Source organism: Streptomyces atroolivaceus (genome assembly GCF_000717025.1).
In the GTDB taxonomy this organism is placed as follows: Bacteria; Actinomycetota; Actinomycetes; order Streptomycetales; family Streptomycetaceae; genus Streptomyces; species Streptomyces atroolivaceus.
Map to the genome: position 1 here is coordinate 165,700 of NZ_JNXG01000004.1, position 25,843 is coordinate 191,542.

General features: G+C 68.1%; 31 protein-coding genes, 1 tRNA gene and 2 pseudogenes. 11 read left to right on the forward strand and 23 right to left on the reverse strand.

Going from position 1 to position 25,843, the window contains the following annotated elements:
• Positions 1-35: 35 nt before the first annotated feature.
• Entirely contained in the window at positions 36-1,403 is a 1,368-nt protein-coding gene (locus tag OO67_RS12295) for a hypothetical protein (RefSeq protein ID WP_033299717.1), read from the reverse strand.
• A gap of 70 nt (positions 1,404-1,473) precedes the next feature.
• Entirely contained in the window at positions 1,474-2,247 is a 774-nt protein-coding gene (locus OO67_RS12300) for a DUF4097 family beta strand repeat-containing protein (RefSeq protein WP_033299718.1), read from the reverse strand.
• Between the two features lie 205 nt (positions 2,248-2,452).
• Between OO67_RS12300 and OO67_RS12305 the strand changes: the two genes are divergently transcribed.
• Positions 2,453-2,527: transfer RNA gene (locus tag OO67_RS12305), tRNA-Val, on the forward strand.
• A gap of 100 nt (positions 2,528-2,627) precedes the next feature.
• Here the strand turns inward: OO67_RS12305 and OO67_RS12310 are convergent.
• From OO67_RS12310 to OO67_RS12360, 12 genes are all read right to left on the reverse strand, one after another.
• Positions 2,628-3,764: a tyrosine-type recombinase/integrase gene (locus tag OO67_RS12310; RefSeq protein WP_033299719.1), complete on the reverse strand. Its 1,137-nt coding sequence runs from the start codon at positions 3,762-3,764 to the stop codon at positions 2,628-2,630.
• Entirely contained in the window at positions 3,764-3,976 is a 213-nt protein-coding gene (locus OO67_RS12315) for a helix-turn-helix domain-containing protein (RefSeq protein ID WP_033299720.1), read from the reverse strand. Before OO67_RS12315 ends, OO67_RS12310 begins: the two co-directional genes overlap by 1 nt.
• The gene (repSA, locus tag OO67_RS12320) at positions 3,901-5,355 is read right to left on the reverse strand and encodes a replication initiator protein RepSA (RefSeq protein WP_279626893.1); all 1,455 of its coding nucleotides are present in this window, start codon (positions 5,353-5,355) and stop codon (positions 3,901-3,903) included. The genes OO67_RS12315 and repSA overlap by 76 nt, the downstream gene beginning before the upstream one ends.
• Positions 5,352-5,546 (reverse strand): hypothetical protein, encoded by a 195-nt coding sequence (locus tag OO67_RS12325; RefSeq protein ID WP_033299722.1) that lies wholly within the window; start codon positions 5,544-5,546, stop codon positions 5,352-5,354. Before OO67_RS12325 ends, repSA begins: the two co-directional genes overlap by 4 nt.
• A 103-nt stretch (positions 5,547-5,649) precedes the next feature.
• Complete coding sequence (locus tag OO67_RS12330) at positions 5,650-6,201, reverse strand: GGDEF domain-containing protein (RefSeq protein ID WP_033299724.1); 552 nt, start codon at positions 6,199-6,201, stop codon at positions 5,650-5,652.
• A gap of 89 nt (positions 6,202-6,290) precedes the next feature.
• Positions 6,291-6,602 (reverse strand): hypothetical protein, encoded by a 312-nt coding sequence (locus OO67_RS12335; RefSeq protein WP_033299726.1) that lies wholly within the window; start codon positions 6,600-6,602, stop codon positions 6,291-6,293.
• A 23-nt stretch (positions 6,603-6,625) separates the two neighbouring features.
• The gene (locus tag OO67_RS37910; RefSeq protein ID WP_106972736.1) at positions 6,626-6,781 is read right to left on the reverse strand and encodes a hypothetical protein; all 156 of its coding nucleotides are present in this window, start codon (positions 6,779-6,781) and stop codon (positions 6,626-6,628) included.
• Positions 6,782-6,793: 12 nt separating this feature from the next.
• Positions 6,794-6,985, reverse strand: a complete 192-nt coding sequence (locus OO67_RS12340; RefSeq protein WP_033299728.1) for a mobile element transfer protein — start codon at positions 6,983-6,985, stop codon at positions 6,794-6,796.
• 21 nt (positions 6,986-7,006) lie between these two features.
• Positions 7,007-7,684: a DUF2637 domain-containing protein gene (locus OO67_RS12345; protein ID WP_033299729.1), complete on the reverse strand. Its 678-nt coding sequence runs from the start codon at positions 7,682-7,684 to the stop codon at positions 7,007-7,009.
• Complete coding sequence (locus OO67_RS12350; protein ID WP_033299730.1) at positions 7,684-7,869, reverse strand: hypothetical protein; 186 nt, start codon at positions 7,867-7,869, stop codon at positions 7,684-7,686. Before OO67_RS12350 ends, OO67_RS12345 begins: the two co-directional genes overlap by 1 nt.
• Positions 7,870-7,953: 84 nt before the next feature.
• Entirely contained in the window at positions 7,954-9,309 is a 1,356-nt protein-coding gene (locus OO67_RS12355; protein WP_033299732.1) for an FtsK/SpoIIIE domain-containing protein, read from the reverse strand.
• 2 nt (positions 9,310-9,311) lie between these two features.
• Positions 9,312-9,665: an SCO3933 family regulatory protein gene (locus OO67_RS12360; RefSeq protein ID WP_033299734.1), complete on the reverse strand. Its 354-nt coding sequence runs from the start codon at positions 9,663-9,665 to the stop codon at positions 9,312-9,314.
• A 156-nt stretch (positions 9,666-9,821) separates the two neighbouring features.
• Between OO67_RS12360 and OO67_RS12365 the strand changes: the two genes are divergently transcribed.
• Positions 9,822-10,553, forward strand: coding sequence for a helix-turn-helix domain-containing protein (locus tag OO67_RS12365; protein WP_033299736.1), 732 nt, complete (start codon positions 9,822-9,824; stop codon positions 10,551-10,553).
• Between the two features lie 34 nt (positions 10,554-10,587).
• Positions 10,588-11,058 (forward strand): NUDIX hydrolase, encoded by a 471-nt coding sequence (locus OO67_RS12370; protein ID WP_033299737.1) that lies wholly within the window; start codon positions 10,588-10,590, stop codon positions 11,056-11,058.
• Here OO67_RS12370 and OO67_RS12375 read toward each other — a convergent pair.
• Entirely contained in the window at positions 11,046-11,606 is a 561-nt protein-coding gene (locus OO67_RS12375; RefSeq protein ID WP_033300007.1) for an HDIG domain-containing metalloprotein, read from the reverse strand. The genes OO67_RS12370 and OO67_RS12375 overlap by 13 nt on opposite strands.
• Before the next feature lie 246 nt (positions 11,607-11,852).
• Between OO67_RS12375 and OO67_RS12380 the strand changes: the two genes are divergently transcribed.
• Positions 11,853-12,269 carry a hypothetical protein gene (locus OO67_RS12380; protein ID WP_033299738.1) on the forward strand — a complete coding sequence of 139 codons (417 nt, stop codon included), beginning with the start codon at positions 11,853-11,855 and terminating at the stop codon, positions 12,267-12,269.
• 515 nt (positions 12,270-12,784) lie between these two features.
• Here OO67_RS12380 and OO67_RS36480 read toward each other — a convergent pair.
• Positions 12,785-16,099: a type ISP restriction/modification enzyme gene (locus OO67_RS36480; protein WP_078597853.1), complete on the reverse strand. Its 3,315-nt coding sequence runs from the start codon at positions 16,097-16,099 to the stop codon at positions 12,785-12,787.
• A gap of 327 nt (positions 16,100-16,426) precedes the next feature.
• Between OO67_RS36480 and OO67_RS12385 the strand changes: the two genes are divergently transcribed.
• Positions 16,427-16,852, forward strand: a complete 426-nt coding sequence (locus OO67_RS12385; protein WP_208861005.1) for a hypothetical protein — start codon at positions 16,427-16,429, stop codon at positions 16,850-16,852.
• Between the two features lie 486 nt (positions 16,853-17,338).
• Here OO67_RS12385 and OO67_RS39665 read toward each other — a convergent pair.
• Positions 17,339-17,492 (reverse strand): annotated as a pseudogene (locus OO67_RS39665) (helix-turn-helix domain-containing protein); the annotation flags it as partial.
• Between the two features lie 131 nt (positions 17,493-17,623).
• Between OO67_RS39665 and OO67_RS12390 the strand changes: the two are divergent.
• Positions 17,624-18,046, forward strand: coding sequence for a VOC family protein (locus tag OO67_RS12390; RefSeq protein ID WP_033299739.1), 423 nt, complete (start codon positions 17,624-17,626; stop codon positions 18,044-18,046).
• A gap of 268 nt (positions 18,047-18,314) precedes the next feature.
• On the opposite strand, the gene OO67_RS12395 is transcribed toward OO67_RS12390, so the two are convergent.
• Positions 18,315-19,262: a GlxA family transcriptional regulator gene (locus tag OO67_RS12395; RefSeq protein ID WP_033299741.1), complete on the reverse strand. Its 948-nt coding sequence runs from the start codon at positions 19,260-19,262 to the stop codon at positions 18,315-18,317.
• Between the two features lie 70 nt (positions 19,263-19,332).
• On the opposite strand from OO67_RS12395, the gene OO67_RS12400 reads away from it, so the two are divergent.
• Positions 19,333-20,283 (forward strand): NADP-dependent oxidoreductase, encoded by a 951-nt coding sequence (locus OO67_RS12400; protein WP_033299742.1) that lies wholly within the window; start codon positions 19,333-19,335, stop codon positions 20,281-20,283.
• 424 nt (positions 20,284-20,707) lie between these two features.
• Positions 20,708-21,142 (forward strand): VOC family protein, encoded by a 435-nt coding sequence (locus OO67_RS12405; protein ID WP_033299743.1) that lies wholly within the window; start codon positions 20,708-20,710, stop codon positions 21,140-21,142.
• Between the two features lie 151 nt (positions 21,143-21,293).
• Here the strand turns inward: OO67_RS12405 and OO67_RS12410 are convergent, their stop codons facing one another.
• Positions 21,294-22,043 (reverse strand): VOC family protein, encoded by a 750-nt coding sequence (locus OO67_RS12410; RefSeq protein ID WP_033299744.1) that lies wholly within the window; start codon positions 22,041-22,043, stop codon positions 21,294-21,296.
• A 153-nt stretch (positions 22,044-22,196) separates the two neighbouring features.
• Positions 22,197-22,637, reverse strand: a complete 441-nt coding sequence (locus OO67_RS12415) for an SLATT domain-containing protein (RefSeq protein WP_106972738.1) — start codon at positions 22,635-22,637, stop codon at positions 22,197-22,199.
• Positions 22,638-22,778: 141 nt separating this feature from the next.
• Between OO67_RS12415 and OO67_RS12420 the strand changes: the two are divergent.
• Positions 22,779-23,050, forward strand: a pseudogene (locus OO67_RS12420) (SDR family NAD(P)-dependent oxidoreductase); the annotation flags it as partial.
• Positions 23,051-23,143: 93 nt separating this feature from the next.
• Here the strand turns inward: OO67_RS12420 and OO67_RS12425 are convergent.
• The 3 genes from OO67_RS12425 to OO67_RS12435 all read right to left on the reverse strand — a co-directional run bounded on the left by OO67_RS12425 (position 23,144) and on the right by OO67_RS12435 (position 24,932).
• The gene (locus OO67_RS12425; protein ID WP_033299746.1) at positions 23,144-23,689 is read right to left on the reverse strand and encodes an MOSC domain-containing protein; all 546 of its coding nucleotides are present in this window, start codon (positions 23,687-23,689) and stop codon (positions 23,144-23,146) included.
• 55 nt (positions 23,690-23,744) lie between these two features.
• Positions 23,745-24,308, reverse strand: coding sequence for a flavoprotein (locus OO67_RS12430; RefSeq protein WP_244300156.1), 564 nt, complete (start codon positions 24,306-24,308; stop codon positions 23,745-23,747).
• 90 nt (positions 24,309-24,398) lie between these two features.
• A complete protein-coding gene (locus tag OO67_RS12435) occupies positions 24,399-24,932 on the reverse strand; it encodes a hypothetical protein (RefSeq protein ID WP_033299749.1) in 534 nt (177 codons plus the stop codon).
• A gap of 81 nt (positions 24,933-25,013) precedes the next feature.
• Here OO67_RS12435 and OO67_RS12440 point away from each other — a divergent pair, with 81 nt between their 5' ends.
• Positions 25,014-25,433, forward strand: a complete 420-nt coding sequence (locus tag OO67_RS12440; RefSeq protein WP_244300158.1) for a hypothetical protein — start codon at positions 25,014-25,016, stop codon at positions 25,431-25,433.
• A gap of 149 nt (positions 25,434-25,582) precedes the next feature.
• Positions 25,583-25,798: a hypothetical protein gene (locus OO67_RS12445; RefSeq protein WP_033299753.1), complete on the forward strand. Its 216-nt coding sequence runs from the start codon at positions 25,583-25,585 to the stop codon at positions 25,796-25,798.
• Positions 25,799-25,843 lie beyond the last annotated feature (45 nt).

Here is a 25,843-nt window from a genome sequence, read left to right on the forward strand (position 1 = left end):
TTCGTAGCAGGACGGCTTCGGCAGGCCGTGGGCGCTCAGGCGCCGCCTCCCAGCTCCTCGCGGATCGCCGAGACCACCCGGTTCGCCGTCCGGCGCACGGCCTCGGTCTCGGTGAGGAAGTGCCAGTAGTCGGGATGGCGCTCGTCGAGCCCGGCGATCGCCCGCTCCAGCCGCGCCACGGCGTCGTCCAGCGGCCGGGCGTGGCGAGGGTCGGGCGTGTGGCGCCCGGCCATGGCCAGGCGCTGGGCGTCCCGGATCGCGAACCGGGTGCGCTCGATCTCCGCCTGCGGGTTCTTGGCCACCGCGTCGAGCCGCTGCAGCCGGTCCCCGGCGGCGGACACCGCCTCATCGGTCGTGTTGAGCAGCGCCCGGACCGTACTCAGCCGGGACGTGGCGTCGGCCCAGCGCTGCTCGGACCGCGCCTCGGCGGCCTCCGCCAGCTTCGCCTCGGCCTGCCGCACATTGACCGCCGCCTGCTCGGGAACCGGCTGCAGGTCCTGCCAGCAGGCAGCCGAGAAACGCCGCCGGAGCTCGCTGAGCACCGGCTCCACCTGCCCCGCGCGCGTCGTCAGCGCCTGGGCCCGGGTGCGGAGCGACACCAGCCTCCGGTCGATCTCGGCAGCCCGCTCAGGAAGCTGGTCCGCCTCCGCCCGGACCGCCTCGGCGTCCCTCAGCACACGATCGGCGCGCTGCAGCGTCTCGGCCACGCCGTGCTGCCCCGCGCCCTGATTCATCTTGGTCAGCTCGGGGGCTAGGGACGCGAGCCGAGCGGCGAGATCATCGGCCCGCAGCCCGGAGGCGCGTACCGCGTCCAGGGCGTTGCTCGCGGCCAGCAACGTCTGACGGGCCCGCTCCACAGCGGGTGCGAGCCGCGCGAGCTGGGTCTCCGCACTGCTCAGCAGCGTCCCGAGCCCCTGGGCGAACCGGTCGAGCTCACCCTTCACCCGTACGAGCTCGTCCTTGGCCCGGGTCAGCTGGGTCCGCGCACCGGCCGCCGCCGAGGGCTCCAGATCGTCCCGGTCGAGGTCATGGGCGTCGACCGCGGTGATGTACTCGTGGCTGACCTCGTCGATCCGCCGCCCCAGCGCCGCGAAGTCCTCCGCCACCTTGCGCGCACGGGGCGAACTGTCCACGGCGGTGATGGTCTCGATCGAGATCCGCAGATCGCGCTGAGCGGTGTCCAGCTCGTAGAAGGCCGCAGCAGCCGCGTCCTTCGCCGCCTGCGCGTCGGCCCGCTGATTCTCCCCGCGTCCTCCGAACCAGCGCCGCGTGCCCCCGCCGGCGAAGGCCCCCGGCAGCGCCGCGACGACCAGGGGGACCGGCAGCAGCATCAGCACCAGGACGTCCTTGACGGCGGAACCAACACTCGCTTTCGCCTGCGGCCGCGTGTGTGTCGCCGTCACATCCCTCTCCCGTGCCGATTCGCCCTGCCCGGTTCATTCTCGCACCAGTTAGGACGAACGCACGGGCCGGTTAGTTCGCGCTTCGGACGGTGACTTCGCCGTTGTCGCTGCGCGCCTTGACCACGTGCTCGCTGCTCTCGCTGCGCGGCACGTCGACGGAGACGTCACCGTTGTCGGCCTCGGCGGACACCGCGTACACGCTCTTCCCGGCCGGCAGGTCGATGGAGATGCTCCCGTTGTCACTGACGGTGTCCACCAGATCCGGGACCCGGGTGAAACCGAGCTGGACCGACCCGTTGTCCGAGCGCGCGATCACGGAACTCCCCGACACCCGCTCGGCCTCGATCGAGCCGTTGTCGGCGCTCAGCTTCAGCGGCCCGGACGCGTCACGTACGGTGACCCCGCCGTTGTCGGCGGAGATCGTGAGCGGCGCGGTGAAGCCTGCCGCGGTGACCTCCCCGTTGTCCCCCTGCACGGTCAGGGCCAGCCCGCGCGGAACCTTCACCTCATGGTGCGCCTCACAGTTGCTGACCACCGCCCGGCACTTCACCTGGAGCCGCAGTTCGTCCCCCTCGAGCTTCCACACGGGGTCCGGCCCGCTGCCCAGCACGACCCACCCGTCGACCCGGCGGGTCACCTCGATCTGCTCCACGTCGGCCGGCACCAGATCCAGGGTCGAGTTCTCGGCGTCGATGGTCAGCGCCTTCCCACTGAAGGCGAACGACTTGTGCTCGGCAGCGGCGTCCTCCGCATCCGCACTGCCACAGCCACTGAGCGCGGCGACGAGAAGCACGGTCCCGGCGGTGGCCACGAGGGCGTCGGTACGTCGAGTACGGATGGTCATGATGTGGGGTCCCCCTGAGAGCGCTGCCGATGTGGCTCCACCGTATGTACGGGCCCACCCCGGGGACGATCCGGACGGCTACCGTCTCGGGGTGGGGATATCCCCCGTACCGTCCTCCCGGCCCGGGGGGACCGGCGGGGCAGACCTGAGGGGAACCGGTTTGCCGCGGGGGGTCGTGGGCCATGTAACCTGTTGCCTCATCCACGGGTGCGTAGCTCAGGGGTAGAGCGCTGCTCTTACAAAGCAGATGTCGGCGGTTCGAAACCGTCCGCGCCCACCAGCAGTAGGCACGACGAAGGCCCAGGTCACCGGTACAGAACCGGGAGCCTGGGCCTTGTTCGTTCCTCAACCGTGGAGGTGGAGGAGAGGCGTCGTGCCAGTCACGTGCCAGATGCGTCGTCGGGCTCCGCAGGCCGGACCTTTCTGATCTGCTCGTCGACGTGAGCGGCGATCGCGTGGTCACGGCCGTTCACCAGGTGCTGATAGATCAGCGCGGCACGCACCGAGGAGTGCCCCATCCGCTGCATCAGCTCGCGGGTAGTCGCACCGCCGGTCGCGGCGAGGGTGTTCCCGGTGTGGCGCAGATCGTGGAAGTGGACGTCTCCCAGACCGGTCGTCTCCAGGGCCCGGAGCCACAGGCGGCGGAAGTTGTTTCGTCGAAGCTGTCCGCCTCTCGCTCCCGTGAAGACGAGCCCAGTGCGCCCCGGCTCGGCGTAGGCCGCGAGGTGCGCAGCCAGGCTCTCCGTCAGCGAGGCCGGGAAGGCGACGGTACGCACACCGGCCGCGCTCTTGGGTGTCTTGACCAGGATGCCGTCCGTGCGAGTCTCGGCCAGGGCACGCCGTACGGCGACGGTCCGCCGCTCAAGGTCGATGTCATGGCGTTGGAGCGCGGCGAGCTCCCCGAAGCGGAGACCGGTGAAGGCCGCCAGGAGGATGAACACCCGGAAGCGCGCGGGCACGGCGTCGGCGAGCTGGAAGACCTCGGTGACATCGAGGAAAGGCCGCTCTGCTGTCTTGGCCGCCCCAGCGCCCTTGATACGGCAGGGGTTGCGCTGGATCACCTCGTCATCGACCGCCGTGTTCATAATGGCGCGGAGGATTTGATACGCCTTGGCTACCGTCGGCTCACCGACACCGGACTCCAGGAGGCCGGCGCGCCAACGGCGGATCTGCGGTGTGGTGATCTCGCTCAGGACCACATTCGCGAAGGTAGGCAGGACGTGGAGACGTAGGGCGCTGCCGTTGCGTTCGCGGGTGGTCGCCGCATAGTCGCGCTCCTTGAACCAGGCGTCGGCGTAGACCCCGAAGAGGACCTTGTCGTCCGGGTTCCTCCACCGTCCGTCGAGGATCTCCGCTTCCTTGCGGACGAGCCACCGATCAGCATCGGTCTGAGTGGGGAAGGTCTCCGGCGCCGAACGCATCAGACCATCCGGGCCGGGATACCGGGCCTGGTAGCGGCCGGACGGCAGCTTGCGGACCGAACCGAACCGGCGGCGTTTGCCTCTCTGGTTCGCCATTAGGCCACCGCCCCGAAGCGCCGCCGGCTTGTGACGATGGGCTGGACGGTGTTGGCCGAGATGAAGTCAACCAACGCGCTCTCAGGGATGCGGACGTGGCGCCCCACCTTCACGAACACGATCCGCCGTTCGGCGATCAGACGGCGAGGGAAGCGAGCGGTTGTACCGAGGAGTTGCGCGGCCTCCTCGACCGTGAGCAGTCGGTCAGACATGCGGTCATCTCTCCTTCTAGGGCGAGGGCTTCGCGTGCGGTTTCTCGGTTGTGTTGCAGGTCTCTGGCGATCGAGGCGGCGAGGATGGATTCGCCGGGACTGTGGCCTTGTCCGGCGTACTGCCAGTCGGTGAGGACGAGGACGGTCGGGTCCTGGTCGGGGTCGGGCAGGCCGAGTTCTTCGCGCTGCTGGGCGGCGCGGTAGTCGGCTCGGATCTGGCGGAGTGTGCCGAGGGTGGTGGAGTAGCGGCGGGACTTGGAGGAGAAGTGGCCGCGGAAGCCGAGCATGTGAGCCCAAGCCCGTAGCCGCCGGTCGGGGTAGAGCGGGTCGAGGTCGAAGCAGGCTTCGATGAGTCGGCGCGGGTGGTCGGGTACGTCGAGGAGGACGAGGGCTTCGCGGTTGCCGATGCAGCGGTCGATGGTGCCGGTCGTTTCGGCGGCTTTGGTGGCGTATTTGGCGACGTAGGAGGCGACGGCCTGTTCGGTGATGTCGGTCCCGGCGTCGAAGGCGCGGATGGGGCGGATGTCGAGCTGGGTGCCCCAGCGAAGTGCGCGGGTTGGTTGGCCGGCGGCGGCTGGGACGGTGATGGTCGTGTACGAGTGCGCGGCGGCGGCGCGGATGGAGTCGTCGAGCAGCTGCACGGAGGCCCAGGCGGGTGGCGGGCTGTCGGGTCCGTCCGGGCCGTCGAGGCGTATGACGGCGTGGAAGTGCACGGCCCCGCGCTTTTGGAACTCGGCGACCTTCCCGTAGGAGACGCGTGCGGTTTCCTTGAGTTCGCGTTGGGTGAGGCCGGCGCGGGCGGCGATCTCGCGGCGGAGGCGGTTGGTGAAGCGTTGCCACAGGTTCCCGGCGTGGTTGTTGAAGAGGACGGCGCCCGCGTAGTCGTAGGTGTCGGGGTCGAGCGGGGTGCCGAGGGCATCGTCATCGGCGGTGTGCTGGGCACCGCAGCGGCAGCGGCCGGTGTCGGGGCGGTTGTGGACCGGGCCAAAGGACGGGGCAGTGAGCGTGGCGAAGACGCGGGGATGGTCGCGGACGGTCGTGGGGACGTCCTTGTCCTGGTCGCCCGCGAGTCCGGCGCGGATCAGGTGGTAGGTGTCGGCGGAGTAGGTCCAGGCGCAGGCCGGGCAGCGGGAGGCGCGGCGGTTGCCGCAGGCGACGCGGAGCCGTCCGCCGGGCTCGGTGTCGGTGGAGTAGCGGTGCAGGGTCTGGCCGGTGGTCTTGTCCTTGGTGAGGGTCCAGCCGGAGAGGTGGATGGGGTTGGAGCAGCCGCCGGTGCGGCGGATCTGGTCCTGCCAGCGGTCGAAGCCGGTGGACCCGGCCACTCGCAGCAGGTCGCCGAGGGTGGCCGGGTCCAGACCCGTGAGGATGGTGTCCGTCACGCGTGCTCCCGCTGGACGGCCGGAGCCGGGACCGTGGTGCGGGTCGTGCCGGTGCCCTGGCAGGGGCGGCAGGTGATCGTGAGGGTGGCGCGGGTGCCGTCGTCGAGGAGGGTGCCGGTGTCGATGGCGACGGCGGGGAAGCCGTCGCAGTCCGGGCAGATACGCGTCGGGGGAGGGGTGTGCTGGGCCATGATGGTGGTCCTTTCGATTGCGGTTGGAAGGGGCCGGACCGTCCGGGCGGCGGCGATGCTTGGCGGCTTGTGCGCCGTCCGGAGGCCGGTCAGAGCGCTGAGATCAGCGGTTGAGCGTGCGGGGGCCGCGTCGGCCGGACGTTCCCTTGGCCGCGTACATCGCGCTGTCGGCGGTGGCGAGCGCGTCGGAGAGGCTGCGGACCGCCAGGTCTTTCACGTGGCAGGAGCCGACAGACACGGAGACCGGGAGCCGGTGTCCGGCGTAGGCCACGGGCTGGTTCAGGGCGCGGTGGAGGCTTTCGAGGTCGGGGGCCTGGCGGGCGATGGCGACGAATTCGTCTCCGCCGAGGCGTCCGGCGATGCCGTTGCGGCCGCACCAGGTGGCGAGGCGTTCGGCGGTGACGACCAGGGCGAAGTCCCCGGCGGCGTGGCCGTGGGAGTCGTTGAGGTTTTTGAAGTCGTCGAGGTCGAGCAGCAGGACCATGGCGTCCTGGTGCCGGCGGATGATGCGCTCGGCGAGGGCGGTCCATCCGGCGCGGGTGCGCAGGCCGGTGAGCGGGTCCCGGCGGGCGGTGGCGAGCCGGTGGGTGAGCAGGGCGGTGTGGGAGGCCCAGCCGATGAGCGGTAAGGCGAGAGCGAGCGCTTGGGTGTCCACGGTTCTCCTTCGATGCGGTTGGAAGGGAGTTCGTGGGCCGTCCGGGCAGTGGCGATGCTTGGCGGCTTGTGGCACCGCCCGGAGGCCGGTCAGCGGTGCTGGTTGTCGGAGGCGATGAGCGAGCGGATGACCAGGGCGCAGATGGCGACGGATGCGCCGGTGATGGCGACCGCGAGGAGCATCGAGACCAGGACCGCGCCGACGACCAGGACGACAGCCGCCCCACCACCCACGAGCGCGAGGGCGGAGCCGGGCGTGAGCTGGACGGTGGGCCGGGCCGCAGGGGTCGAGGCGACCAGCGGTGTGGGGCTCTGCTGGACCACGGTGGTCGGCTCGACGACGGCCGGCGGGGTGATGAAGCCGGTGGGCTGCGGCATGGTCGGGACCTTGGGCTTGAACATGGTGGGTCTCCTTTCGAGGGCGGTTACTTGGTGACGCTGTCGATGGCGGGGGCCAGGAAGCTGTCCGCGAGGAGGTAGCCGCCCAGGAGCAGGACGGCGACCAGCCACAGCGGCGGGCGGATGAGCTTGATGCCGAGAGCGCCGACGACGATCAGGGCGAGCCAGAGCGGGACGTCCATGGGGTCGGTCTCCTATCGGGCGGTGCAGCGGTGGGTGCGGGCGGCGAGCTGGGCGGCACTCTGGCTGGAGTAGTCGGCGGACCAGCCGCACCGGTCAGCGCTGCAGACGGCGGCGTGTTTGGTGCGGCCGTGGCGGTCGCGATGGGTGCCGATCTGCACCGGGCCGATCCGCATCACGGAGTGGAAGTGGTCACGAACGGGCATGGCGGTGGATCTCCCTTTTGATCAGACGAGTTGGGCGGCGATGGTCTCGGCAAGCTGGGACGGGACGCCGAGGCGGGCGCGCAGGGTTTCGGTGTCGATCCGGGCGCCGGTGCGGGCGTGGTGGTCGTCGGCGAGCTTGCGGGCGTGGTCGACCAGCGCAGCCGGGACCGGCGGACCAGCCGGGGCGGTGGGAGCGGGGGCGAGTTCCGGGATGTCCTCGGCAGCCGCGGCGATGGGCTCCGGTCGGGGATCGGGGGTGGTCTCTCGCTCGACTTCCGGAGTGGGCTCCGGGGCTGCGGGTGCCGGCGGAACCGGCTCGAGCTCCGGCTCCTGGGCGGCGTGGGAGTGGGCGAGGAGGGTGCCGCCGAGGAAGGCGAGGGCGGGCCAGCCCGCGATGCCGAACCGCAGCCAGGCCGGCGGGTGCGCGAGGTCGAGGAACCCGGCGGTCGCGACGTTGGCACCCAGCGAGGCGAACAGCGCGATCAGGAACCAGCACCAGGCCAGCCGGGACGGGCCCTCACTGCGCAGGCGACGCCAGGCAGCAACCAGGAGCAGATCAACGCTGATCGGGTAGGCCCAGGCCTTCCATCCGTCCTGGCCAGCGGCGGCGGCAAGGTCGTGGAGGTGGGCGAAGGACAGGGCACCGGCGATGACGGCCTGGACCAGCACGGCATCCACCCGGAACGCGGGCCGGGCCATCAGATGCCGCCGATGGGGTCGTAGCCGGGCGGGAACATGCCCGGCGGCGGCTCCGGGAGCGATACGGCCAGGGACGGGCCGATGGTGTCGATGAAGTCGTTGTCGGCGCCGGGGATCTCGGCGTACAGGGCCAGGGCGCCGAGCATCAGGACGGTGCGGTGGAAGTCCTCGATGTGCTCACACATGGGAGTCGCTCTCCCTTCCTTGAGGCATGGAGCGGGTAGGGACCTGGCGCGATGCGGTCACGCCGACCGGTGGTGCGGGAGGAGTCAGGCCGTCGCCGGGGCAGCCTTGGTGAGCGGCTCGGAGGCCGGAGCCAGGGAACCGACGGCAGGGCGGAAGGCTGCGAGGACGGGCAGGTCCGGGGTGCGGTCGGCATGCCGGTTGCAGATGTTCACGGCCGCTCGGAGCGAGGTGTGCGGGGCGCGGATGCGGGCCCATCCTCCGGAGGAATCACCGGTGACGGCGATGCCGGGAGTCTCGGTGGGAATCTGGATAGCGGCGAGGACGGCGTCCGGTGCGATGTCGCCGAAGGCCATGTTGGCGGAGGACTCGTCATTCACGCGGTGGGCGGTGCGGCCGGTGAGCTGGGCGCGGAGCATGGTGATGCCCTTGCCGAGTTCGGAGCCGAAGCGCTGCCCGCAGATCTCCAGATAGATCCCGGCAGCCCGGCCGAGCTGGGCCAGCCGAATGAGCGCGGTGATGATCCGGTCGCGCCGCTTCTCCTCGTCCTTCGTGGCGAAGAGGGCGAGTTCGGCGACCTCGTCCACCAGGACCACAACCGGCACCGGCCGCAAGTGGTCGGGCAGGTCCCAGATGTCAGCGGCGATCTCCGCATCCGGCACGTTCACCGTGATCCGCTGTTCAGCCCGGATCAGTTGGTAGACGTCCTCCATGTGCGAGACGAGCGCGTCGAGGAGCTCCAAGGCGGTGTCAGGGTTGTCGGCGAGCGCGGAGAACCGGCGAGCCAGCGGGAAGAGCTCGACGCCCTGCTTGCAGTCGATCCCGACCAGCGCGACGTCCATCGGTGCGAGGCCGGCCACGAGGTTGCGCTGATAGACGGACTTCCCCGACTCGGTGGCACCGAGGGTGAGGCCGTGCGGCACGGCGTGGTAGTCGCGGTAGTGGACTGCCCCGTCCTCACGCAGGGCGACCGGGACCCGCATCGGTGCAGGGTCGATCTTCACGGGCATCTGCACCCGCTTGAGCACGTCGTAGCCGGTCATCCGTACTTCGACGACGCCGGAGCGCAGTTCACGGGAGGTCACGCCGTACATGCCGAACGAATGACGCAGCCGGTCCGAGGCGGCGGAGACGTCGAAGGCATCCTGCCCCGGGCGGAGCTTGAGGCGGAGCACCAGGCCGGTACGGGTGGGGTGGACGCGCAGGATGCGCGGGGCGCGGGACTCCGGCACGGGCCGGTTGGTCATCCGGGCTAACGCCAGGCGCCAGCGGGAGGGCGGGACGGTCAGCCCGCACGCGTCCATCACGGAGGCATAGCGGACCAGGACCCGCGCAGCGGCGAGGGCCGCACCGAAGGCCAGCCAGTACCAGGCGGGGCGCCGCCACCGCAGGATCACTGCGGCAGCGACAACCAGCACTAGGGCGACCGTGAAGCCGGTCATGATCAGGCCGCCTTCGAGGCCGATGACGCAGCGGCGAGCGAGGTGACCGCGACCGCGCGGAACGCGATCCCGTGCCGCTTCTGCCCGTTGAACTCGTTCTCCCACGCCGAGGCGACCAGCCCCGTCAGCGCGACCGGAGTACCCATGGCCAGGTCCTCGGAGACGCCCGGCTGGGGAACGGTGAGCTTGAGGATCTCCACCTCGTCCGGCGTGGAGAACATGACCTCCACCGTCATCAGCGTGACGCCGTCCTTGTCGAGCGCGATCTCACCGGTACGGCGGTCCTTGACCTTCGGCTGAGGGGCCTTGGCGACCATCACGGTCGCGTTCGTGGTGTCGACGGGAATCTGTCGCATCGTCTTGGCTCCTGTAACTAGCGGCTGTTGTCCGGCCCTTGCCGGTGAGAACAGGAGACCGCGAGAGCCCATGGACGTATCACGGTCCGTCTGGACGTTTAGGGACGTCTGAGTTACCGTCAAAACGTCCCTACGTCCCAACGGGAAGGACACCTCATGGCGAACGAACGCCTGCGGGCTGCGATTTCGGCGAAGGGCGAGACGATCCAGTCCACTGCTGATCACGTCGGCGTTGATCCGAAGAGCGTCGAGCGGTGGATCACCACCAACCGCACCCCCCACCGAGGCCACCGCTGGAAGGCCGCAAGTTTCCTGGGTGTCGATGAGGTCTACCTCTGGCCGACAGTCGAGAAGCGGGCAGAGACCGCGAGCACATCCGAGTTGGTTACGTACTACCCGCACCGCGGAGCGGTCCCAGCGTCGCTGTGGTCCTCGCTGATCGAGCAGGCCTCAGACCAGGTGGAGATCCTGGTCTACGCTGGACTGTTCCTCTTCGACAGCCACCCGGACCTACCGGACCAGCTTGCCGACAAGGCAAAGGCCGGCACCCAGGTCCGCGTCCTCCTGGGGGACCCAGACTCGCCCACGATTCGCCAGCGAGGCGAAGAGGAGGGCATCGGCGACGATCTCGCTGCCCGCGCTCGGATAACTCGCCGGTACCTCGAACCAGCAGCAAAGACACCCGGCGTCGAGATCAGGCTTCACGACACGATCCTGTACAACTCCATCTACCGTTTCGACCAGGACGTGTTGGTGAACCCACACGTTCTGGGGGCGCCGGCGGGACAGAACCCCGTTCTGCACTTCCGCTACATCCCCGGGGCCCGCACCTTCCGGCACTACATGCGCAGCTTCGACTACGCGTGGGAGCGAGGTAGGACCGCCTAGTACCTCCGGTGACCAGTCGTGCGAGGCTGGAACCATGGCCCGCGTCGACTACATCAATGATCCGAACGCTCCGAAGGCGAACAGCATCGTCCCCTCGGTCACTGCTGTTGCGCGCAACGATGCTGGTGAGGTGCTACTCATCCACAAAACCGACAACAATCTGTGGGCACTGCCCGGAGGCGGTGTCGATGTAGGCGAGTCGGTTGCGGATGCGGCGGTGCGTGAGACGAGGGAAGAGACTGGCTTCGACGTCGTGGTGACAGGTCTGGTCGGTCTCTACACGGATCCCGGCCACGTCATGGCCTACGACGACGGCGAGGTCCGCCAACAGTTCTCGATCTGCTTCACGGCGCGGATCACTGGCGGTGCACTCAGGACCAGTAGCGAGAGCAAGGAAGTCGCCTTCGTCGACCCGAGCAAGCTGGACGAACTGAACATCCACCCGTCCATGCGGATGCGGATCGAGCGCGGCCTGTCTGATCAAGCGGAGCCCTACATCGGCTGAGCGACCATGCGCGCTCGCGTCCGCTCGACAGCCCCCTTCAGGTAGGGCCGCGCCTTACTGATCGCGTTGTGCACCTCACTGCCCGGTTCATAACGCACGAGGATCTCATCGATCCGGACGTCGAAGTCGAAGGACTGTCCGGCAGGCCCCGTCGTCATGTCAGCGAAGATCAGCGCGTCCAGAACCGCGGAGTCTTCCCGGTCGTAGGCAGCCAGCTCCACCGACAATCCTCGCTGTTCAGCTTCGTACACCGCTCCAGAGTGATGGGCGACCAAGCGGACTAGGCGCGCCGGCGCATCGAGTGCCTCCAGGTGGCGAGCACCATCAAGCGGATGAAAGCCGGTATCCCGCAGCTCGGGTGCATACCCGATGTCGTGCAGCCACGCAGCGGCGACCAGAAGGTCCCGGTCATCCTCTGGCACAGCCGCAGAAGCCTCTTCAGCGCGAGCAGCCACGGCCTGAGTGTGCAGCCAGCGGTTCCCGAGCGGAGGAAGCAGAGACTCGGCGAGCTCGGCCGCTCCTCGAGGCGTGTCCAGTGCAGAAGGCATGAGTGGAACGGTAGCCGAGATGAGCACCAAGCCGACAGAGCGCGGCCAAGCGGTACGAGCTCATGCGTGCGGTAGAACTTTCTCTACTTCATCAAGGCCCGCGCACGGCGCGGGCACGCGCCGCCTTGACGGCGGGGCCGCCGCCCTGTCTTCGCCAGCGGCGGCCCCGCCCGGCGGCGCGCCACGTGCAGCGGGCAGGCGAGAAACAACCTCCCCCCGACCAGAGGGCGCGGGCAGGCTTGTCCCATGGAGACCCCGGCAGTACCCACAGCCTTCCGCGTCACGTTCAACGACTACCGCCAGGACCCGAACGACAGCGACGTCCTGCGGCGAGCGGTGACCATCTACGCCGACCGGCTCACCTTCGACAGCGACCACATCGCCCTCTGGCTAACCGGCACCGAGGTCGGCTGCTTCCCAATCAGCATCATCGAGTCGATACACCCCAAGGCAGGCCCGGGCAGACAGCAGGAATCACAAGAAGTGCTCCGGGCCCGATACCCCCGGATGGGCCAACCCTGGACCCAGGAAGACGACACGCACCTCCTCGCCCTCTACCAGCAAGGAGAGCGGGACCTGGAAGCCCTTGGGAAACAGTTCGACCGCAAGCCAAGCGCCATCAGGTCACGCCTGGCGAAACTAGGCTTGGAAGGCCTCGGCTGACCCGAGGAGGCACAGTGCGGAAGCAGCTACGGCTTCAAGAGGTTGCCTCCGGCGGGGGCGCTCAGACTCCGGGATGGACGGGGCGCCGTTCGCGAGTGCCGGCCGGAGCGTGGTGAGCGTCGTGGTGGCTCCCATCCCGACCACCTTCGACCCAGGCAGAGCCGAGCAGTCGCGGCCCAGGGCGTCAAGGTCGTTCGTACAGTGGCGCGCTCCACCTTGACGCCCCGAACCACGACCGCTCCACGGAGCGTGGGTCGAAGGCGGACGGGATGGGAGCCGGGGTGAGCAGTGGGTTGAGGTGCCGATCAGCGGCAGCGCGAGAAGGAAGGGGGGAAGGCGGCCCCTCGTGAGGCGAGGGCACCTGGTGAGCCAGCTCATCAACGACTTGAAAATGATGCCCGCTGGGCGGCAGGTCCTACACTATGACCTGCGGCCACCGTTGATCATTTGTCCTGACACTTGTGATCAGCGGTGGCCGTCTCCATGCGAGCGACATACTCGCCCAGGCCGCGCGCTTAGGCGGGGGGAAGCTCGTCGAACAGCCCCCCAGTAACGGTCAGTCGAGGGCGCCTGTCTGCGTCGGTGGTGGGCCATTGTGCGCCGGCCGCAGCTAGTTCCTGTCGGGTGAAAATCTCGCTGGCGATAACGTCTGTGAGAAGGTCGCTCATTTGATCTTCGAGATTCACAAGTTGTGTGAGAATGCTGAGCAAGTTGGTCAGCTCGGTAGACCATTGAGAATCCCACTGCGGTGCATTCATCTCGTCTAGTGGCGACGTGATGCGCCCCTTTGGCTCCGCCATGCGGTAATCCAGCCAGGAGTCGAGTACCTTTCTGCCGCCCACGGTGTATTCAGCTGCCTGCTTAGTGAGACCGTCCCACCTTCCAGCTCCGACGTGCAGTGAACGAATTGAGGCGTCGTATCGCCAATCAGTAGGCATATTGCTGCCTACCGCTACGGCATAACTAGGGTGGTCAACTGAGATGGCTGGATCTCGAATTTCTGTAAGACCCTGTGGATGATTGCCAGCCTCGCCGTAGGTGTGAAGCCACTGGACATGCGCTCCCAACTGGCAGGCTCGCGCCCATAGATGTGGATCCTTCGTCACGGGAACTCTCACTCCGGGTGTACGGAGCTCGTCGTCGAATTGGGCGACAAAGCCAGAGTGCCCAGTGATGCCCGCAATGTAGGAGAAAATGTCGTCGTGTGAAATGGGTACGCCCATGAGCCTTGACAGTGCGTCAACTAGACCTGGTGCGACGTTCGGTGTGCCGTCAGGGTGAAGTTTAGGTAGGGCGCGTCCCCCGCCACTGCCGCGAAAATGATGCACGTCCGGAATTAGGTTGGTGTATACGATTCCGGGTCCAGCCTTCGGATACTCTGAGTGCAGTTCAATAGCGAAGACCTGGCCGTCGACGCGCCCCTCCCACAGGGTGGGTGAGGGTTGGCTTAGTAGCCTGGAATCAGCGATGAGCCACTGTCGGTCGAGCATGCGGAACCCGCAACGTACTGCGTGCGCCTCCGTAAGCATCGTGATCCGACCAAACGGGATATTGGTTTCCTGTTCCGTGTCTGCCCCTGGCAAGGGCTTCTTCGTCTTAACCAAAGAAGCGTCGCGCTTTTCTTTGAACTTCTGAGATTTCACTGCCGGATCATCTTCGTTGATTACGCTGCGGAGGCGGAAATCAAGCACGCCCGGAGTGGGGGCGTATACCCAAGAGCGTCCGGCCATGATGCCGTTTGCTCGCCAAGGAAGAAGGTCATCTACTGCGGGGTAGTCATCCCATCCAGTTGCAGCCGAGGGGGTGAATGGAGCTGTCCATTCGGGACGCACGTTGCGCCAGTGCTGGTGGTCGAATGTGAGAGCGGAAAGCTGTTCGAACTTCTGCTTCTTGGTGCCGTGTAGGTCGATGTACTTGATTTCGGCCGGCTTGGTGTCGTCGACTCCTTGCTTGCGCAGGAACAGGGCAATAGCGACTGGTGTCTCGATATTGAAGACCGCGTTGGCTGCTGGGGGCTGCTTCCCTTCGGGTGTGACGTTAATGATCCACCCGTGGGAACACATTCTGCGCAAATACTCGCGCATTCCTTTGAAGCCAGGACCTGCGAGGTAGCCGGTGGCGGTGATGAAGCAAATGACGCCGTTACCGCCGTCACGCTCGTCTGGTTGGTTGGTGGACTCGAAAACCTTCCAGGTTGCCCAGCGCCAGAAGTAGGCATAGAGGTTACTCAGATGACGTTCATGCTTGCCATTTCCGGGCAGCTTGAACGCCTCAAGCGGCGGTTTGCCCGTAGCGGGGTCGGCGCCGTTTTCGACCCAGCCTCCCACGCCGCCAGCGTGGTCCTTATAGGGCGGGTTGCCAATGCAGACCTGGACATTGCGTTCCCGCTTCATTTGATTGGCGCGTTGACGTTGCCGGGCAATCAGTTGCGCTGTGAAGGATAGTTGGCTGTCGCTCGCACTGTAGGGATCTTCGAGAGTGTCCGCAACAAACAGGTTGAGTCCATCGCTCGGGAGGTCGGCTCCGAGATCACTGATAGTGGAACTAATGCGAAGTTCGGCAACGGAGAACGGACCGGACTGAAGTTCAATTCCGTAGGTGCGAGAGACAGCATTGCTCACAGCTTCAGGCGCGGCTCCCGGCCCGTATTGAGCCGCGGCTTCACCTGCTACGTGCCGAAGAATCGAGAGGGGATAGGTCCCCGTACCCATAGCGGGGTCGACGATGTTGACATGTGGGTTACGAAATCCATCGGGTTTCCCCATGTAGTGCTTGAGCGCGAGATCAGTGAGCCGCACCATAGCGTCGACCACGGGAACAGGTGTGTAGTACGAACCGGAGCTGCGGCGCTTCTCCGGATCGTAGGAGGCTAGAAAGTCCTCGTAGAGGTGTAGGTACAGCTCGTCGCCGTTTCGGCCCAGGCGGCCCCAATCTGCGGCAGCAAGAACGTGAAGGATAATCTCTATGGCTGACCAGGTCGGAGTTTTTTCGACGTGCTCCGTAAGTAGATTCAGTGCCCTACCCATGAGCGAGTGATGACCTTCGAGCTGATGTGCAATCTCGCGGATCGGCTCGTTGTCAAGGTCGATTCCTTCGCTGAGTGCAAGGAGGAGAGCGAATACAACAGTCTGTGCGAACCCGTCTGAGAACTCGGAATCCGTGGCTTGCGGGAAGAGCAGTCTTCTCCAGTCCTTCGAGATACCCGTAAATGGCATACGCGCTGCATCGGCACCTGCCCTGATGGCGCGGCGTTCGGCTCGCAGAGCTTCGTGCACCTCTTCGCGGAGAAGGCGAGCCAGTGGTGCCAGAACGCTGACCAGTTTTGGCACTGACACGATGGGTGTGGGGGACCACTGCAAGAAGGAGTTGAAGACCAGTTCGAGCCTGCCTGGCGCCGTCAAACGCCCACTCTCGCTGACCAGGTCAACTCGATGGATATGAACAGGCGTGTCTACAAGCTCGCCGTAACGCCAGAGACGAAATTCAGTTCCATTTGTGTGGAGAAGGTTGGGCAGTTCCCGAAGTCGTTGCCATTGCTTGTAGTTGTGCGTCGAGATGCCATACGACGAAGGGTCAAGGCTGACGCCAGGAGCCTTCAGCTCGACGTGGCCCGTAATGACCCCGTTGACCCTGACTCCGAAATCTGGTCTCACGCTTCCGTCCAGCTCAGCCACCTCGTTGTGAGCCACCACAGACAGCCCAAGCAAGGCTCCCGCCTGCTCGACGAGATTAGAGACCGGGGTGATGAGAAGGGCCTCACGCTGCCCAGGCCCAGACAGCCGCTGTTTGGCGTCCTGGCCGTAGGCAGCGACCACTTCTGCGAAGTTCATCCGTGACTTCCCCTCAACGTCGGCTCAGTCTCACCCAGGACGGTTGAGCGGAGTAAGGCGATCCGACAGATAGACAACGAAAGGTGCCTTCCGACCTGCGGCGATGTGAGAGCCGAGCTCACGTCACAGCAGATGTGGGGGGCACCTTTTGAGTGTCTGACTCTACTGGGTGTCACTGTGGGTTGTCAGCTGAGGACAGCTCACACAACCGACCGGCCCATGTGCCTGGGCCAGTCGCTCGCCCAGTACCCGCCAATCGGGCGATTGTGGTCCCTCGTCCAGCACTGTACGTTCCCGCTTACTGATTGGTTCTGTTGAGGGGGCGGGATGCCTGGATACGGCCGCGCGGACAGTGAGTGGGAGTTGCTGGTAGACACCGGGCGAGATTTCCTTGTCGAGCGGGCGAAGCTTGGCAAGGTCACCTCGTACACCGAGCTCAACGTCTCCCTGGCCAGGCGAACCGGCTGCAGGAGCTTCGACTTCGAGCGTGCTGACGAGCGAGCAGCCATGGGCCATCTGCTAGGGCTGATCGTGGAGCGGGATCAAGAGAGTGCCCCTTCCGATCCTCCTCTCATGCTCTCGGCGCTGGTGAACTACTTGGATGCCAACGACGCCGGCCCGGGCTTCTATCAGTTGGCTAAGGAGCTCCAACTTCTGCCCGTGAGTGCATCGAAGGACGAGAAGTTCAGCTTCTGGATCCAGCAAATGAAGGGTCTCTACCAACGCCACGGGGCCAGCCCGGCCGCGGCGTGACATAGGGCAGCGCGAGCCACGCGTGCCAGATCCGTGCCAGATTGAGCGGTCACCCACGGTCAGTTGGGGCGTCAGGCGGTGCGGGCAGGCCCTGATGGGCTTGGCGCTGCAGTACCGCCGTTGACCAGCTAAGGCCGTCCGGTTGTCGGCGCCAGGCTTACAAAGCAGATGTCGGCGGTTCGAAACCGTCCGCGCCCACCAGTGCGAAGGCCCCCAACCGATCATGGTTGGGGGCCTTCGTCATCTCCGTCCGACATCGACGGGCTTGGTCGCGTGGGGGAGGCGGCCGGTCGCGGGCGCCGACCGAAGCGTGGCGAGTGTCGTGGGCTCCGTTCCGACCACCTTCGTCCCGGGGCGAGGCGGAGCGCGCCACAGTACGGACGACCTCGACGCCTGGGTCGGCCGAGGCGCACGTCGGCGAGCACCGGCTGAAGAGGCCACACATGTGCCAGGCGGGCGTACCCGTCGGCGGTCCTTCGACGGTGATGACCGGGCGGCCGAGTTCGTGCGGGCGGTCGATGTCACGGCGCACGGTGCGCGAGGTGATGTCGAGGCGCTCGGCGAGATTGTCGCCGGACCAGTCACGGTGCGCCTGAAGCAGCAGAGCTGCCGCGAGGACGTATCGCGGCAGACAGTGCAGGACACGACCTGTCCGCTACCCCTGTCATCGTGGCATCCGAGCCGTTCGGGAGCATCGCTCCTGGTCACGGCAGCCGCCGCTGGAGCCTGGGCGACCAGCGTGTGTTCGTCACATGAAGCAAGGAGCAGGTCATGGCTTTCAAGACCACCACCCACCTGAACTTCCGGGGCACCGCACGTGAGGCGCTGGACTTCTACCAGTCCGTCTTCGGCGGACGCAGCGTCGCGGTCACCTACAAGGACGCGGGCGCCGTGCAGGATGAGAGCGAGGCGGACTGGGTGATGTGGGGCGAGGTGGCCGGCGACGACGGCTTCCACGTCATGGCCTACGACGTGCCCTCGCGGCTGCCCTGGAACCAGGGTGAGAACCCGTTCTTCGTCTCCGTGCGCGGCGAGACCGCCGAGGAGATCAGCGCCTTGTGGGGCAAGCTCGCTGAGGGCTCGGCCGTCGTGCGTCCGCTGGAGCCCGCACAGTGGGCACCGCTGTACGGCATGCTCACCGACCGCTTCGGCATCACCTGGGTCCTGGACGTCGCCGCTCCGTACAACGGCTGAACCAACTGACCTGACAGGGCTGCGCCGTCCCGGCCGCCCGTGCGGTCCGGGGCTGTTCGGCGACCGGGCGATCCCGGTCACGACAACTTCGTGCGCCTGATCCACCGGTCGCCGGAGGGGTGCAGCGAAACCGTGGAGATCGGCAGAAGGGCCTCGGAGGGCGCCGCGACGAGGCCGTGCCGGCGACCGGGTTCGACGAACCGATGGCGAGGACCCCGACCGCGGCGGCGACTCCTGGCGCCGGGTCGTCCAGGCGGTCGAGGGCCGGCTAGTGCATCGCCTGGAACGTACGGCGGTATGCCTGCGGCGAGACGCCGATCGCAGCGTGCAGATGCTGGCGCAGAGACGCGCCCGTCGCGAAACCCACCTCGCCTGCGATCTGGTCCACGGGCAGGTCGCTGGACTCCAGCAGATGCCGGGCGCGGGCCACGCGCTGCTGGATGAGCCAGCGACCGGGGGAGACGCCCACCTCGTCGTTGAACCGGCGCGCGAACGTGCGCAGGCTCATCCGGGCGTGGCCGGCGAGGTCGGCGAGTGTCAGGGGGTCACCGAGGCGTTCGAGGGCCCACTGGCGGGTGTCCGCCGTACCGGCGGCCGAGGGCGCGGGGACCGGCTGCTCGATGTACTGCGCCTGACCGCCGTCCCGCCAGGGCGGCACCACGCAACGGCGCGCCACCGTGTTGGCCAGCGCGCTGCCGTGGTCCTTGCGGATCAGGTGCAGGCAGACGTCGACACCGGAGGCGGCGCCGGCCGAGGTGAGGATCGTGCCGTCGTCGACGAAGAGCACGCCGGGGTCGAGGTCCACCGCCGGGAACATGGCGCGGAAGTGCTCGGCGGTCTGCCAGTGCGTGGTGGCCCGGCGCCCGTCGAGCAGACCGGCGGCCGCCAGCACGAAGGCGCCGGTGCAGATCGAGACGATGCGGGCGTCGGGGCGGATGCGCGCAAGCGCGGCCGTCAGTTCGTCGGACAGCCGCGCGGTGACGTCCGACGGGGAGATGGGCGGGATCACCACCGTGTCAGCGGTGTCGAGCACCTCGGGGCCGTGCTCGACGGTCACCGAGAAATCGGCGTTCGTACGGACCGGGCGGCCGTCGACGCTGCAGGTCAACACTTCGTACCGGCCGTCCGCCGCACCGAAGATCCGGCTGGGGATGCCGAGCTCGAAGGGATAGACCCCTCTGAGCGCCAGGACCACGACACGCTCCACATGGTGCATGGCACGATCCTATCGGACATTGGCAATCTTGCCATTTTCCTGATCCGCCGACCCCGGCACGCTTGGGGGTATGAGCACTGCTGAAACGATGCGAGCCATCCGCCAGACCGTCCTCGGCGGCCCCGAGGTACTCGACGAAGTAGAAGTGGAGCGGCCCGCCCCCGGACCGAGCGAACTGCTGGTGCGGGTGCGCTCGGCGGGACTGAATCCGACCGACTGGAAGCACCGCGAGAACGGCGGCTTCCTCAAGGAGCCGCCTTTCGTCCTCGGCTGGGACGTCTCCGGGGTCGTCGAGGCCGTCGGCCTCGGGGTCGCCCTCTTCGAGCCCGGAGACGAGGTCTTCGGGATGCTGCCCTACCCGTACGGTGCCGGCTCGCATGCCGAGTACGTCACGGCGCCGGCTCGCTCCTTCGCCCGCAAGCCCGCCTCCGTCGACCACGAGCAGGCAGGCGCGCTCCCGCTCGCGGCGCTGACAGCCTGGCAGGCCCTCGTCGACACCGCAGACGTGCGGCCGGGTCAGCGGGTACTGATCCACGCCGCCGCCGGCGGGGTGGGCCATCTGGCGGTGCAGATCGCCAAGGCGCGCGGCGCGTACGTGATCGGGACGGCCAGCGCGGCCAAACACGACTTCCTGCGCGAGCTCGGAGTCGACGAACCGGTCGACTACCAGAAGACCGACTTCGCCGAGGCCGTCCGTCACGTCGACGTCGTGCTCGACACGATCGGCGGCGACTACCGGTTCCGCTCGCTGCGCGTCCTGCGTCCCGGCGGTCTCCTCGTCACGCTCCTGCCCAGCGGCGCGACGGACTTCATCGAGGAGGCCGACAAGTTGGGTGTCCGGGCTGTGGAGATGCTCGTCGAGGCCGACCACGCAGGGATGAACGCGATCGCCGAACTGGTCGAGGGCGGCAAGCTGCGCGCGACCATCGCCGGAAGCTTCCCGCTCGCCGAGGCCGCCAAGGCGCACGCTCTCGGCGACACCGGCCGCACGACGGGAAAGCTGGTACTCACGCTTCCTTAGCGCGGGGAAAGGCCTTCGCCCCCGCAGAGCTGGTGCGGGCGGAGCGACAGCCTTCCGGGGGGACCATGGCCCCTCTGGCGAACGGCCCCGGCAGCCGGTCGAGCAGGTGGAGTTCGGTGACATGGTCCGGCCGTGGACCCGGCGGGCATCGCGGATGCCCGCCGGGTCGGAGCGGCCATCCGCCCACCCGCTGACCGTGAGTTCACGGACACCGGTCGACAGGCTGATCAGACCAGGGTGTTCCTGCATCAGCTCAGGACCATCCCCGCGGGCGCGGGGAGCGGGCCGGAGAGCCGCCGTCGACCACGAGGGTGGTGCCGGGCCACCCGGCAGGACGCGCACGCAGGTCCGGAATTCCTCGGGCAGCCGCCCCGGCGGACGCGCAGGGGGTGAGCCCGTGGAGGCGAACCCCTATGGTGGGCCGATGGCGTCGATCAAGCAGGTCCAAGTCACCTTCGACTGCGCGAACCCTGAGCGCGTCGCCCGTTTCTGGTGTGAGGTGTTGGGATACGTCGTACCCCCGCCACCGGAGGGGTTCGACAGCTGGGACGATTTCGATCGCGCGCTGCCGCCTGAGCGTCAGGGTTCGGCGTTCGCATGCATCGATCCCTCGGGTGCGGGCCCGCGACTGTTCTTCCAGCGCGTTCCCGAGGGCAAGGTCGTCAAGAACCGGGTGCATCTCGACGTGCGGGTCGGCACCGGACTCGTGGGTGAGGAGCGCGTCGCCGCACTGGAGGCCGAGTGCGCACGACTGGTCGCGCTCGGCGCGGTACGCGGGCGACTACTGCGTGCCGACGGCTTCAACGAGTCGTGCCTCGGGATGCAGGACGTCGAGGGCAACGAGTTCTGTCTCGACTGAGTGGCCGCGAACGTGGCACCTGTGAGAGGCGCGGACACCCGTCGAGGCGACTTTCCAAGGACTCGCCGGGAACACTGTCCCGGCGCCCGTGCGCGTTCGGGACGGCGTGGGGACGGGCAGTGCCGCACGGGGCGGAGTACGGCGCTCGCGGTTACGCCCGCGGTGGCTTTGCCTCCCGGTGTTCGGCGCCGCCCGGCTCGCTCTTCACCCGCAGTCGTTCCGCGTCGGTGAGCGGGATCGTCTCCAGCTCCTGGATCCAGTCGTCGATCCCGTCCCGCTCGTCCAAGGCGGTCGAGAGCTCGATGAGGGCCGCCAGTGCCAGTGCCCGGTCGATGGCCGGCGCCTCTGGTCCGTGCCTGCGCAGACCCGACTTGACGGCCCGGAACGCGGCGCGGTCGTCGTTCTTGAACTCGCGGAGGATACGGGCGTTGTCGAGAGCCTTCGCCAGCCCGTGCAGACTCTTGGAACCGCCGTACTCGAGCTCTGCCGGTTCGTCGCGCTGGATGAAGATCAGCGAGTTGCCGGACGGGTCGATGAGAGTGAAGCGGGTCTGTCCGGGGCGGAAGCGCGTGATGCGTGGACGCCCGGTCACCAGCACCTTGCCGTAGGCGGCCCGCATGGCCCGGGTGAACGCGGCGTGATACGGCGCGACGGTGTCGACGATGACCAGACATCCGCCGCCGTCCTCCCGGCTCGGATCGTGGCCCTTGGGCGGCTTGCCGAAATGCACGTCGAAGCCGTTGCGGCGCAGAGCGAGGTAGAGGTAGGGCTTCGTCTGCTGGTAGGTGACCTCGAAGCCGAGGGCCTGGAAGAACTCCAGCGTCTCCTGGACCGTCGAGCACGGCAGCAGGGGCACCGCCGTCTCATGCGCGAACGTCGTCTCCGTCGGGCTCTCCGGCACGGGTCTCCTCCTGGTGGTCGGGTTCCCGCGGTAACCGGCCCGGCTGCGCACGGCGGCGCGATCGGGCCTCGACCGCATGCCTCACAGCCTACTGGTCAAACTTTACTAGTGTCCCGCGGTACGGGCAGCCCGTTCCGGTGGCGGCGGCCGCGCCTACGGCAGTGCCTGGCCCCCGGGCGGTGGCTGCGCGAGGCGGCGGCTGGTGGCCCAGCTCTGCAGCTCCGTGTCGGCGACGGCTTCGACTTCCTCCAGGAGGCGCTGTCGGTTGTCGTCGCTCCTGTCGGCCTCGGCGACCAGGGTGTAGCGCTGGATCGCGAGCCGTAGCCGTGACCAGGCCTCGGCGGCCTGTACGTGACGCTCCGCGTGATGGAACAACTGGCGGAACCCGCCGACGAAGAGTGTGGTCCCGGCGATCGATGCGGTGACGGCGGCGGGGGCCTGGATGCCTGCGGCGACCACCGCGCCCGCCCCGGTGGCCAGCGCGGTCAACTCCGTGACGGCGGCCCAGCGGCGGGAGCGCCTCATGATGCGCTCGTACCAGGCCAGATCCCTGAGGGCCTGCTCCAGCACCGGGTCTTCGTTCGCCTGCGGCACCGGCGGTCTCCCTCCGTGGGGCAACTTCTCCGCGGAGCAAGTGACTTGAGGATCACCGGCATCCTGTGGCACACGTTATCCGCATGGACGTCCACCGAGCCACCCTCACCTTCCCGTGCGCTCGCGATCCAGGGCGCGGGCTCCGACGCCCACGCCGCCTTCTACGCGGCGAAGAGCGCCCAGGCAGGGTTCGCCGAGATCCTCTCCCAGCGCCTCCGGCCTCAGGGGGGCAGGATGATGTCGCTCTACCCGCCCGGCTTCGACAACGGTGACCCGCTCTCGGAGGAGTGGGGACCACTCGTCGCACGTCCGGCTCCACCCTCACGGCACACTCACTGGTGCAGTGCATCCTCTTCGCGGTCACCCAGCCCCGGGACCGCTTCATCAAGTCGTTCCATTTCGAGCAGGGTTGAGCGGTTCCCGTGCTACGGCCTCCCGCGCTCAGACGCGGGGAGAAGTACGGCCTCCCGCGCGCTCAGACGCGGCAGGCGCACGGTCTCCCGCGTTCAGACGCGCTCCAGCGGGCGGTGCGGGCCGGGCGGGAGCTCGATCCCGACGGCGTCCCGCGGGCGGACCGTCCCGCCGTGGCGGACCACGGCCATGATGCCGGACCTGAACGTGAAGTCCCCCGAGACGGGGTCGAGCGCGAAGACCTCGCCGAGCAGGCCCTGACGGAAGTCGTTGATCTTCGCGCACGGATTGCGCAGACCCGTCACCTCCACCACCGCCTCGTCGCCGAGGTGCAGCAAGGCGCCCGTCGGAAGGCCGAGCAGATCGACATCACGGGTGGTGATGTTCTCGCCGAGCTGGCCCGGGGCCACGTCGTAACCCTTGAGGGCCAGTTCGTCGAAGAGTTCCTCGTGCATCAGGTGTACCTGACGCAGATTGGGCAGGTCCGGCTCGTAGGTCATGCGGAACTGGTGGCGGATCGTCCCGCCCGCGTGGACGTCTCCCTCGACCCCGAGGCCGGCCACCAGCGTGACGGACTCGCGGTTGGGCTTGCTGAAGGAGTACGTCCCGTTGCTGCTCACCGTCGTGACCCGGCCTGACATCTCCCACCCCGTCCGTCGGCCTGTGTACCTCGGGCCATCCTAGGGAGGCCGTACGTCAACGGGTCCGGGCAGTCACGCACTCCAGGATCGTCGCCCAGGGGAGTTCCTGGACCGCCGGGCCCTGACGCGGCTCGTGCAGGGGCCAGACGTCCGGTCCGTACACCAGCTCCACGCCCGCCCTGCGCAGAGCCTCGATGTGTCCCTCCCACGCCGGGTGCCGCGCATGTGCCGCGTTGATCCGGGGGAACACCACCACCGGCACGCCGAGCGTGCCCAGCGCCTCGCTCACCTGCGTCAGGGCCTGGTTGTCCGCGATGCCCGTCGCGAGCTTGGCGACGTAGTTCGCGCTGGCCGGTGCGACGACGTGGCAGTCGGCCACCGGGTGCGGGCGGGGCTCGGCCGGAAGGCGAGGTGCGTCCCGCACAGGCAGACCGGTCAGTGACTCCAGCCGCTCCCACTCGCCGGTCGCCCGCAGCCAGCGGCCGGCGTTCGGTGTGAGGGTCACGGTGACCCGCCAGCCCCGCGCGACGGCCGGCTCCACCAGTCCGGTGCGCAGCGACTCCACTCCATCGGTTGCCGTACCCACTACTCCCAGCACTCCGCGGCTGCGTGCAAGCACCGTTCCTCCACCCTGCGTCGGTCTGGCGACGCGGCCACTCGGCCGACGACACAGCAGAGACGTACCACGGCCCCGGCCACTGCCGGTAGCTCACGCGTCTTCGGCGGCGCTCCGGCCGGGGGCACCGAGGTCCTGGCGCATGACGTGATGCATGGCGGTGAGTTCCGGATCCGCGGCTCCGAGTTCCAGGAGCAGCCGCTCGGCTGTCTCCCCGTCGCGGGGGAGGCCCCTGTCGACGCGCTTGAGCGCGGCGTCCACCCCGGCGAGGATGACGTTGAGCCGGCGGGAAGCGGCGAGGACCGCGTCGGGAACGATCATCTGAGCCTCGGCGTAACTGTCGCGGTAGTCGCGCCGGCCTTCCTCGAGGCCGGCGCGGTCCTCGTCGGTATAGACCCCGTCACGCATGCGGTGCAGGGCGTCCTTGAGGAGGGTATGGAAGTGGCGGGTCGCTCGGTTCATCGAGGTGTACGCGGCGCGCCGTTCCTCGAAGTGCCGTCGCCGCTCCTCGACCCGGCGCTCCTCCGCGCGTTGCCGCTTCGCCACCCGGCTCGTGACCACCGGTGCGAAGAGCGTGCCGAGCACTCCGACGACGGCGGTGATCATGGCGGCTGTCGCGGCACTCATGCCGACGACCCTAGCCAGTGTGCCTCCGCGCCCGGTGTGTTTTCCGGTTTGTCGTCCGCCCTTCGTCCTGGAGGAATGAGCATGGAACCGTCGGTCCACGAGTCGGTCGGGTTCTCCGCCGGATGCCCGGACTGCGGCGCGGAGCTGGAGGGATGGGGTACCCATGCTCTGGTGGGCGGCTCCCTGCGCTGGGACACCGGGATCAACTGCCCGGCCTGCGGATGCGCGGTGCTCTCGTGCGGGGACGACGACGTGCCGGCGGAGCTGCGGGCCCGACTGCTCGCGGACCACGGACCGGCGCGGCTTCAGGTGGATCCATCGGCGGGTGGCACCGCGATCATGCGCGTGCTGAGGGTCGAACTCGGTGTCGATCTGGCGAACATCAGGTCAGTCCTGCACACGGTTCTGACCGGGGAACACTCCGGCACGCTGCCCGAAATGGAGTTCCTGGCGCGCAAGCTGAGGGCGGCGGGGGTCGACGCCGTCGCCGCCCGGCCGTAGGGAGTGCCGGCCGCCTCCACCGGCGCGCGCGCCGCCGTCGCAGCGGCGGCTCTCCTGCTGCTCACACCGTTTTCGCTGCGGCTTCGGCCCCCGGCCGCCCTGGTGGGCTCCAGGATGCGAGCCGGCGGGGCGCGGGAGACCGTGGAGGCATGTCCGGACACCCACCTGTGATCGTGTACCCGCCGTCGCCGACCGGCGGGCGGCGGGTGACCGTACGCGGGCAGATCGTCGGGCTCGCGCACGGGCGTGGGGACGTCGCCTCGTTCCTTCGCCGGGCCGGGCTCGCCCAGGGGGTCCAGGAGATCGATCTGGACCAGCCGGAGTTGATCGAGTGGCGGGGCGGAGATCTCGACACCTGGAGGTGAGCCCCGTGAGGCGTCGTGCGGCACACCGGTGCGAGGCGTCACTCG

Excerpts from the sequence above, each read along its gene's own strand:
- OO67_RS12425 (WP_033299746.1), bottom strand. The coding sequence starts at position 23,689 with ATGTCAGGCCGGGTCACGACGGTGAGCAGCAACGGGACGTACTCCTTC.
- OO67_RS12435 (WP_033299749.1), bottom strand. The coding sequence starts at position 24,932 with ATGAGTGCCGCGACAGCCGCCATGATCACCGCCGTCGTCGGAGTGCTC.
- OO67_RS12310 (WP_033299719.1), bottom strand. The coding sequence starts at position 3,764 with ATGGCGAACCAGAGAGGCAAACGCCGCCGGTTCGGTTCGGTCCGCAAG.
- OO67_RS12365 (WP_033299736.1), top strand. The coding sequence starts at position 9,822 with ATGGCGAACGAACGCCTGCGGGCTGCGATTTCGGCGAAGGGCGAGACG.
- OO67_RS12300 (WP_033299718.1), bottom strand. The coding sequence starts at position 2,247 with ATGACCATCCGTACTCGACGTACCGACGCCCTCGTGGCCACCGCCGGG.
- OO67_RS12385 (WP_208861005.1), top strand. The coding sequence starts at position 16,427 with ATGCCTGGATACGGCCGCGCGGACAGTGAGTGGGAGTTGCTGGTAGAC.
- OO67_RS12375 (WP_033300007.1), bottom strand. The coding sequence starts at position 11,606 with ATGCCTTCTGCACTGGACACGCCTCGAGGAGCGGCCGAGCTCGCCGAG.
- OO67_RS12345 (WP_033299729.1), bottom strand. The coding sequence starts at position 7,684 with ATGGCCCGGCCCGCGTTCCGGGTGGATGCCGTGCTGGTCCAGGCCGTC.
- OO67_RS12340 (WP_033299728.1), bottom strand. The coding sequence starts at position 6,985 with ATGCCCGTTCGTGACCACTTCCACTCCGTGATGCGGATCGGCCCGGTG.
- OO67_RS12445 (WP_033299753.1), top strand. The coding sequence starts at position 25,583 with ATGTCCGGACACCCACCTGTGATCGTGTACCCGCCGTCGCCGACCGGC.
- OO67_RS12315 (WP_033299720.1), bottom strand. The coding sequence starts at position 3,976 with ATGTCTGACCGACTGCTCACGGTCGAGGAGGCCGCGCAACTCCTCGGT.
- OO67_RS12350 (WP_033299730.1), bottom strand. The coding sequence starts at position 7,869 with ATGTGTGAGCACATCGAGGACTTCCACCGCACCGTCCTGATGCTCGGC.
- OO67_RS12380 (WP_033299738.1), top strand. The coding sequence starts at position 11,853 with ATGGAGACCCCGGCAGTACCCACAGCCTTCCGCGTCACGTTCAACGAC.
- OO67_RS12360 (WP_033299734.1), bottom strand. The coding sequence starts at position 9,665 with ATGCGACAGATTCCCGTCGACACCACGAACGCGACCGTGATGGTCGCC.
- OO67_RS12355 (WP_033299732.1), bottom strand. The coding sequence starts at position 9,309 with ATGACCGGCTTCACGGTCGCCCTAGTGCTGGTTGTCGCTGCCGCAGTG.
- OO67_RS36480 (WP_078597853.1), bottom strand. The coding sequence starts at position 16,099 with ATGAACTTCGCAGAAGTGGTCGCTGCCTACGGCCAGGACGCCAAACAG.
- OO67_RS12400 (WP_033299742.1), top strand. The coding sequence starts at position 19,333 with ATGAGCACTGCTGAAACGATGCGAGCCATCCGCCAGACCGTCCTCGGC.
- OO67_RS12390 (WP_033299739.1), top strand. The coding sequence starts at position 17,624 with ATGGCTTTCAAGACCACCACCCACCTGAACTTCCGGGGCACCGCACGT.
- OO67_RS12440 (WP_244300158.1), top strand. The coding sequence starts at position 25,014 with ATGGAACCGTCGGTCCACGAGTCGGTCGGGTTCTCCGCCGGATGCCCG.
- OO67_RS37910 (WP_106972736.1), bottom strand. The coding sequence starts at position 6,781 with ATGGACGTCCCGCTCTGGCTCGCCCTGATCGTCGTCGGCGCTCTCGGC.
- OO67_RS12325 (WP_033299722.1), bottom strand. The coding sequence starts at position 5,546 with ATGGCCCAGCACACCCCTCCCCCGACGCGTATCTGCCCGGACTGCGAC.
- OO67_RS12395 (WP_033299741.1), bottom strand. The coding sequence starts at position 19,262 with ATGCACCATGTGGAGCGTGTCGTGGTCCTGGCGCTCAGAGGGGTCTAT.
- OO67_RS12370 (WP_033299737.1), top strand. The coding sequence starts at position 10,588 with ATGGCCCGCGTCGACTACATCAATGATCCGAACGCTCCGAAGGCGAAC.
- OO67_RS12335 (WP_033299726.1), bottom strand. The coding sequence starts at position 6,602 with ATGTTCAAGCCCAAGGTCCCGACCATGCCGCAGCCCACCGGCTTCATC.
- OO67_RS12405 (WP_033299743.1), top strand. The coding sequence starts at position 20,708 with ATGGCGTCGATCAAGCAGGTCCAAGTCACCTTCGACTGCGCGAACCCT.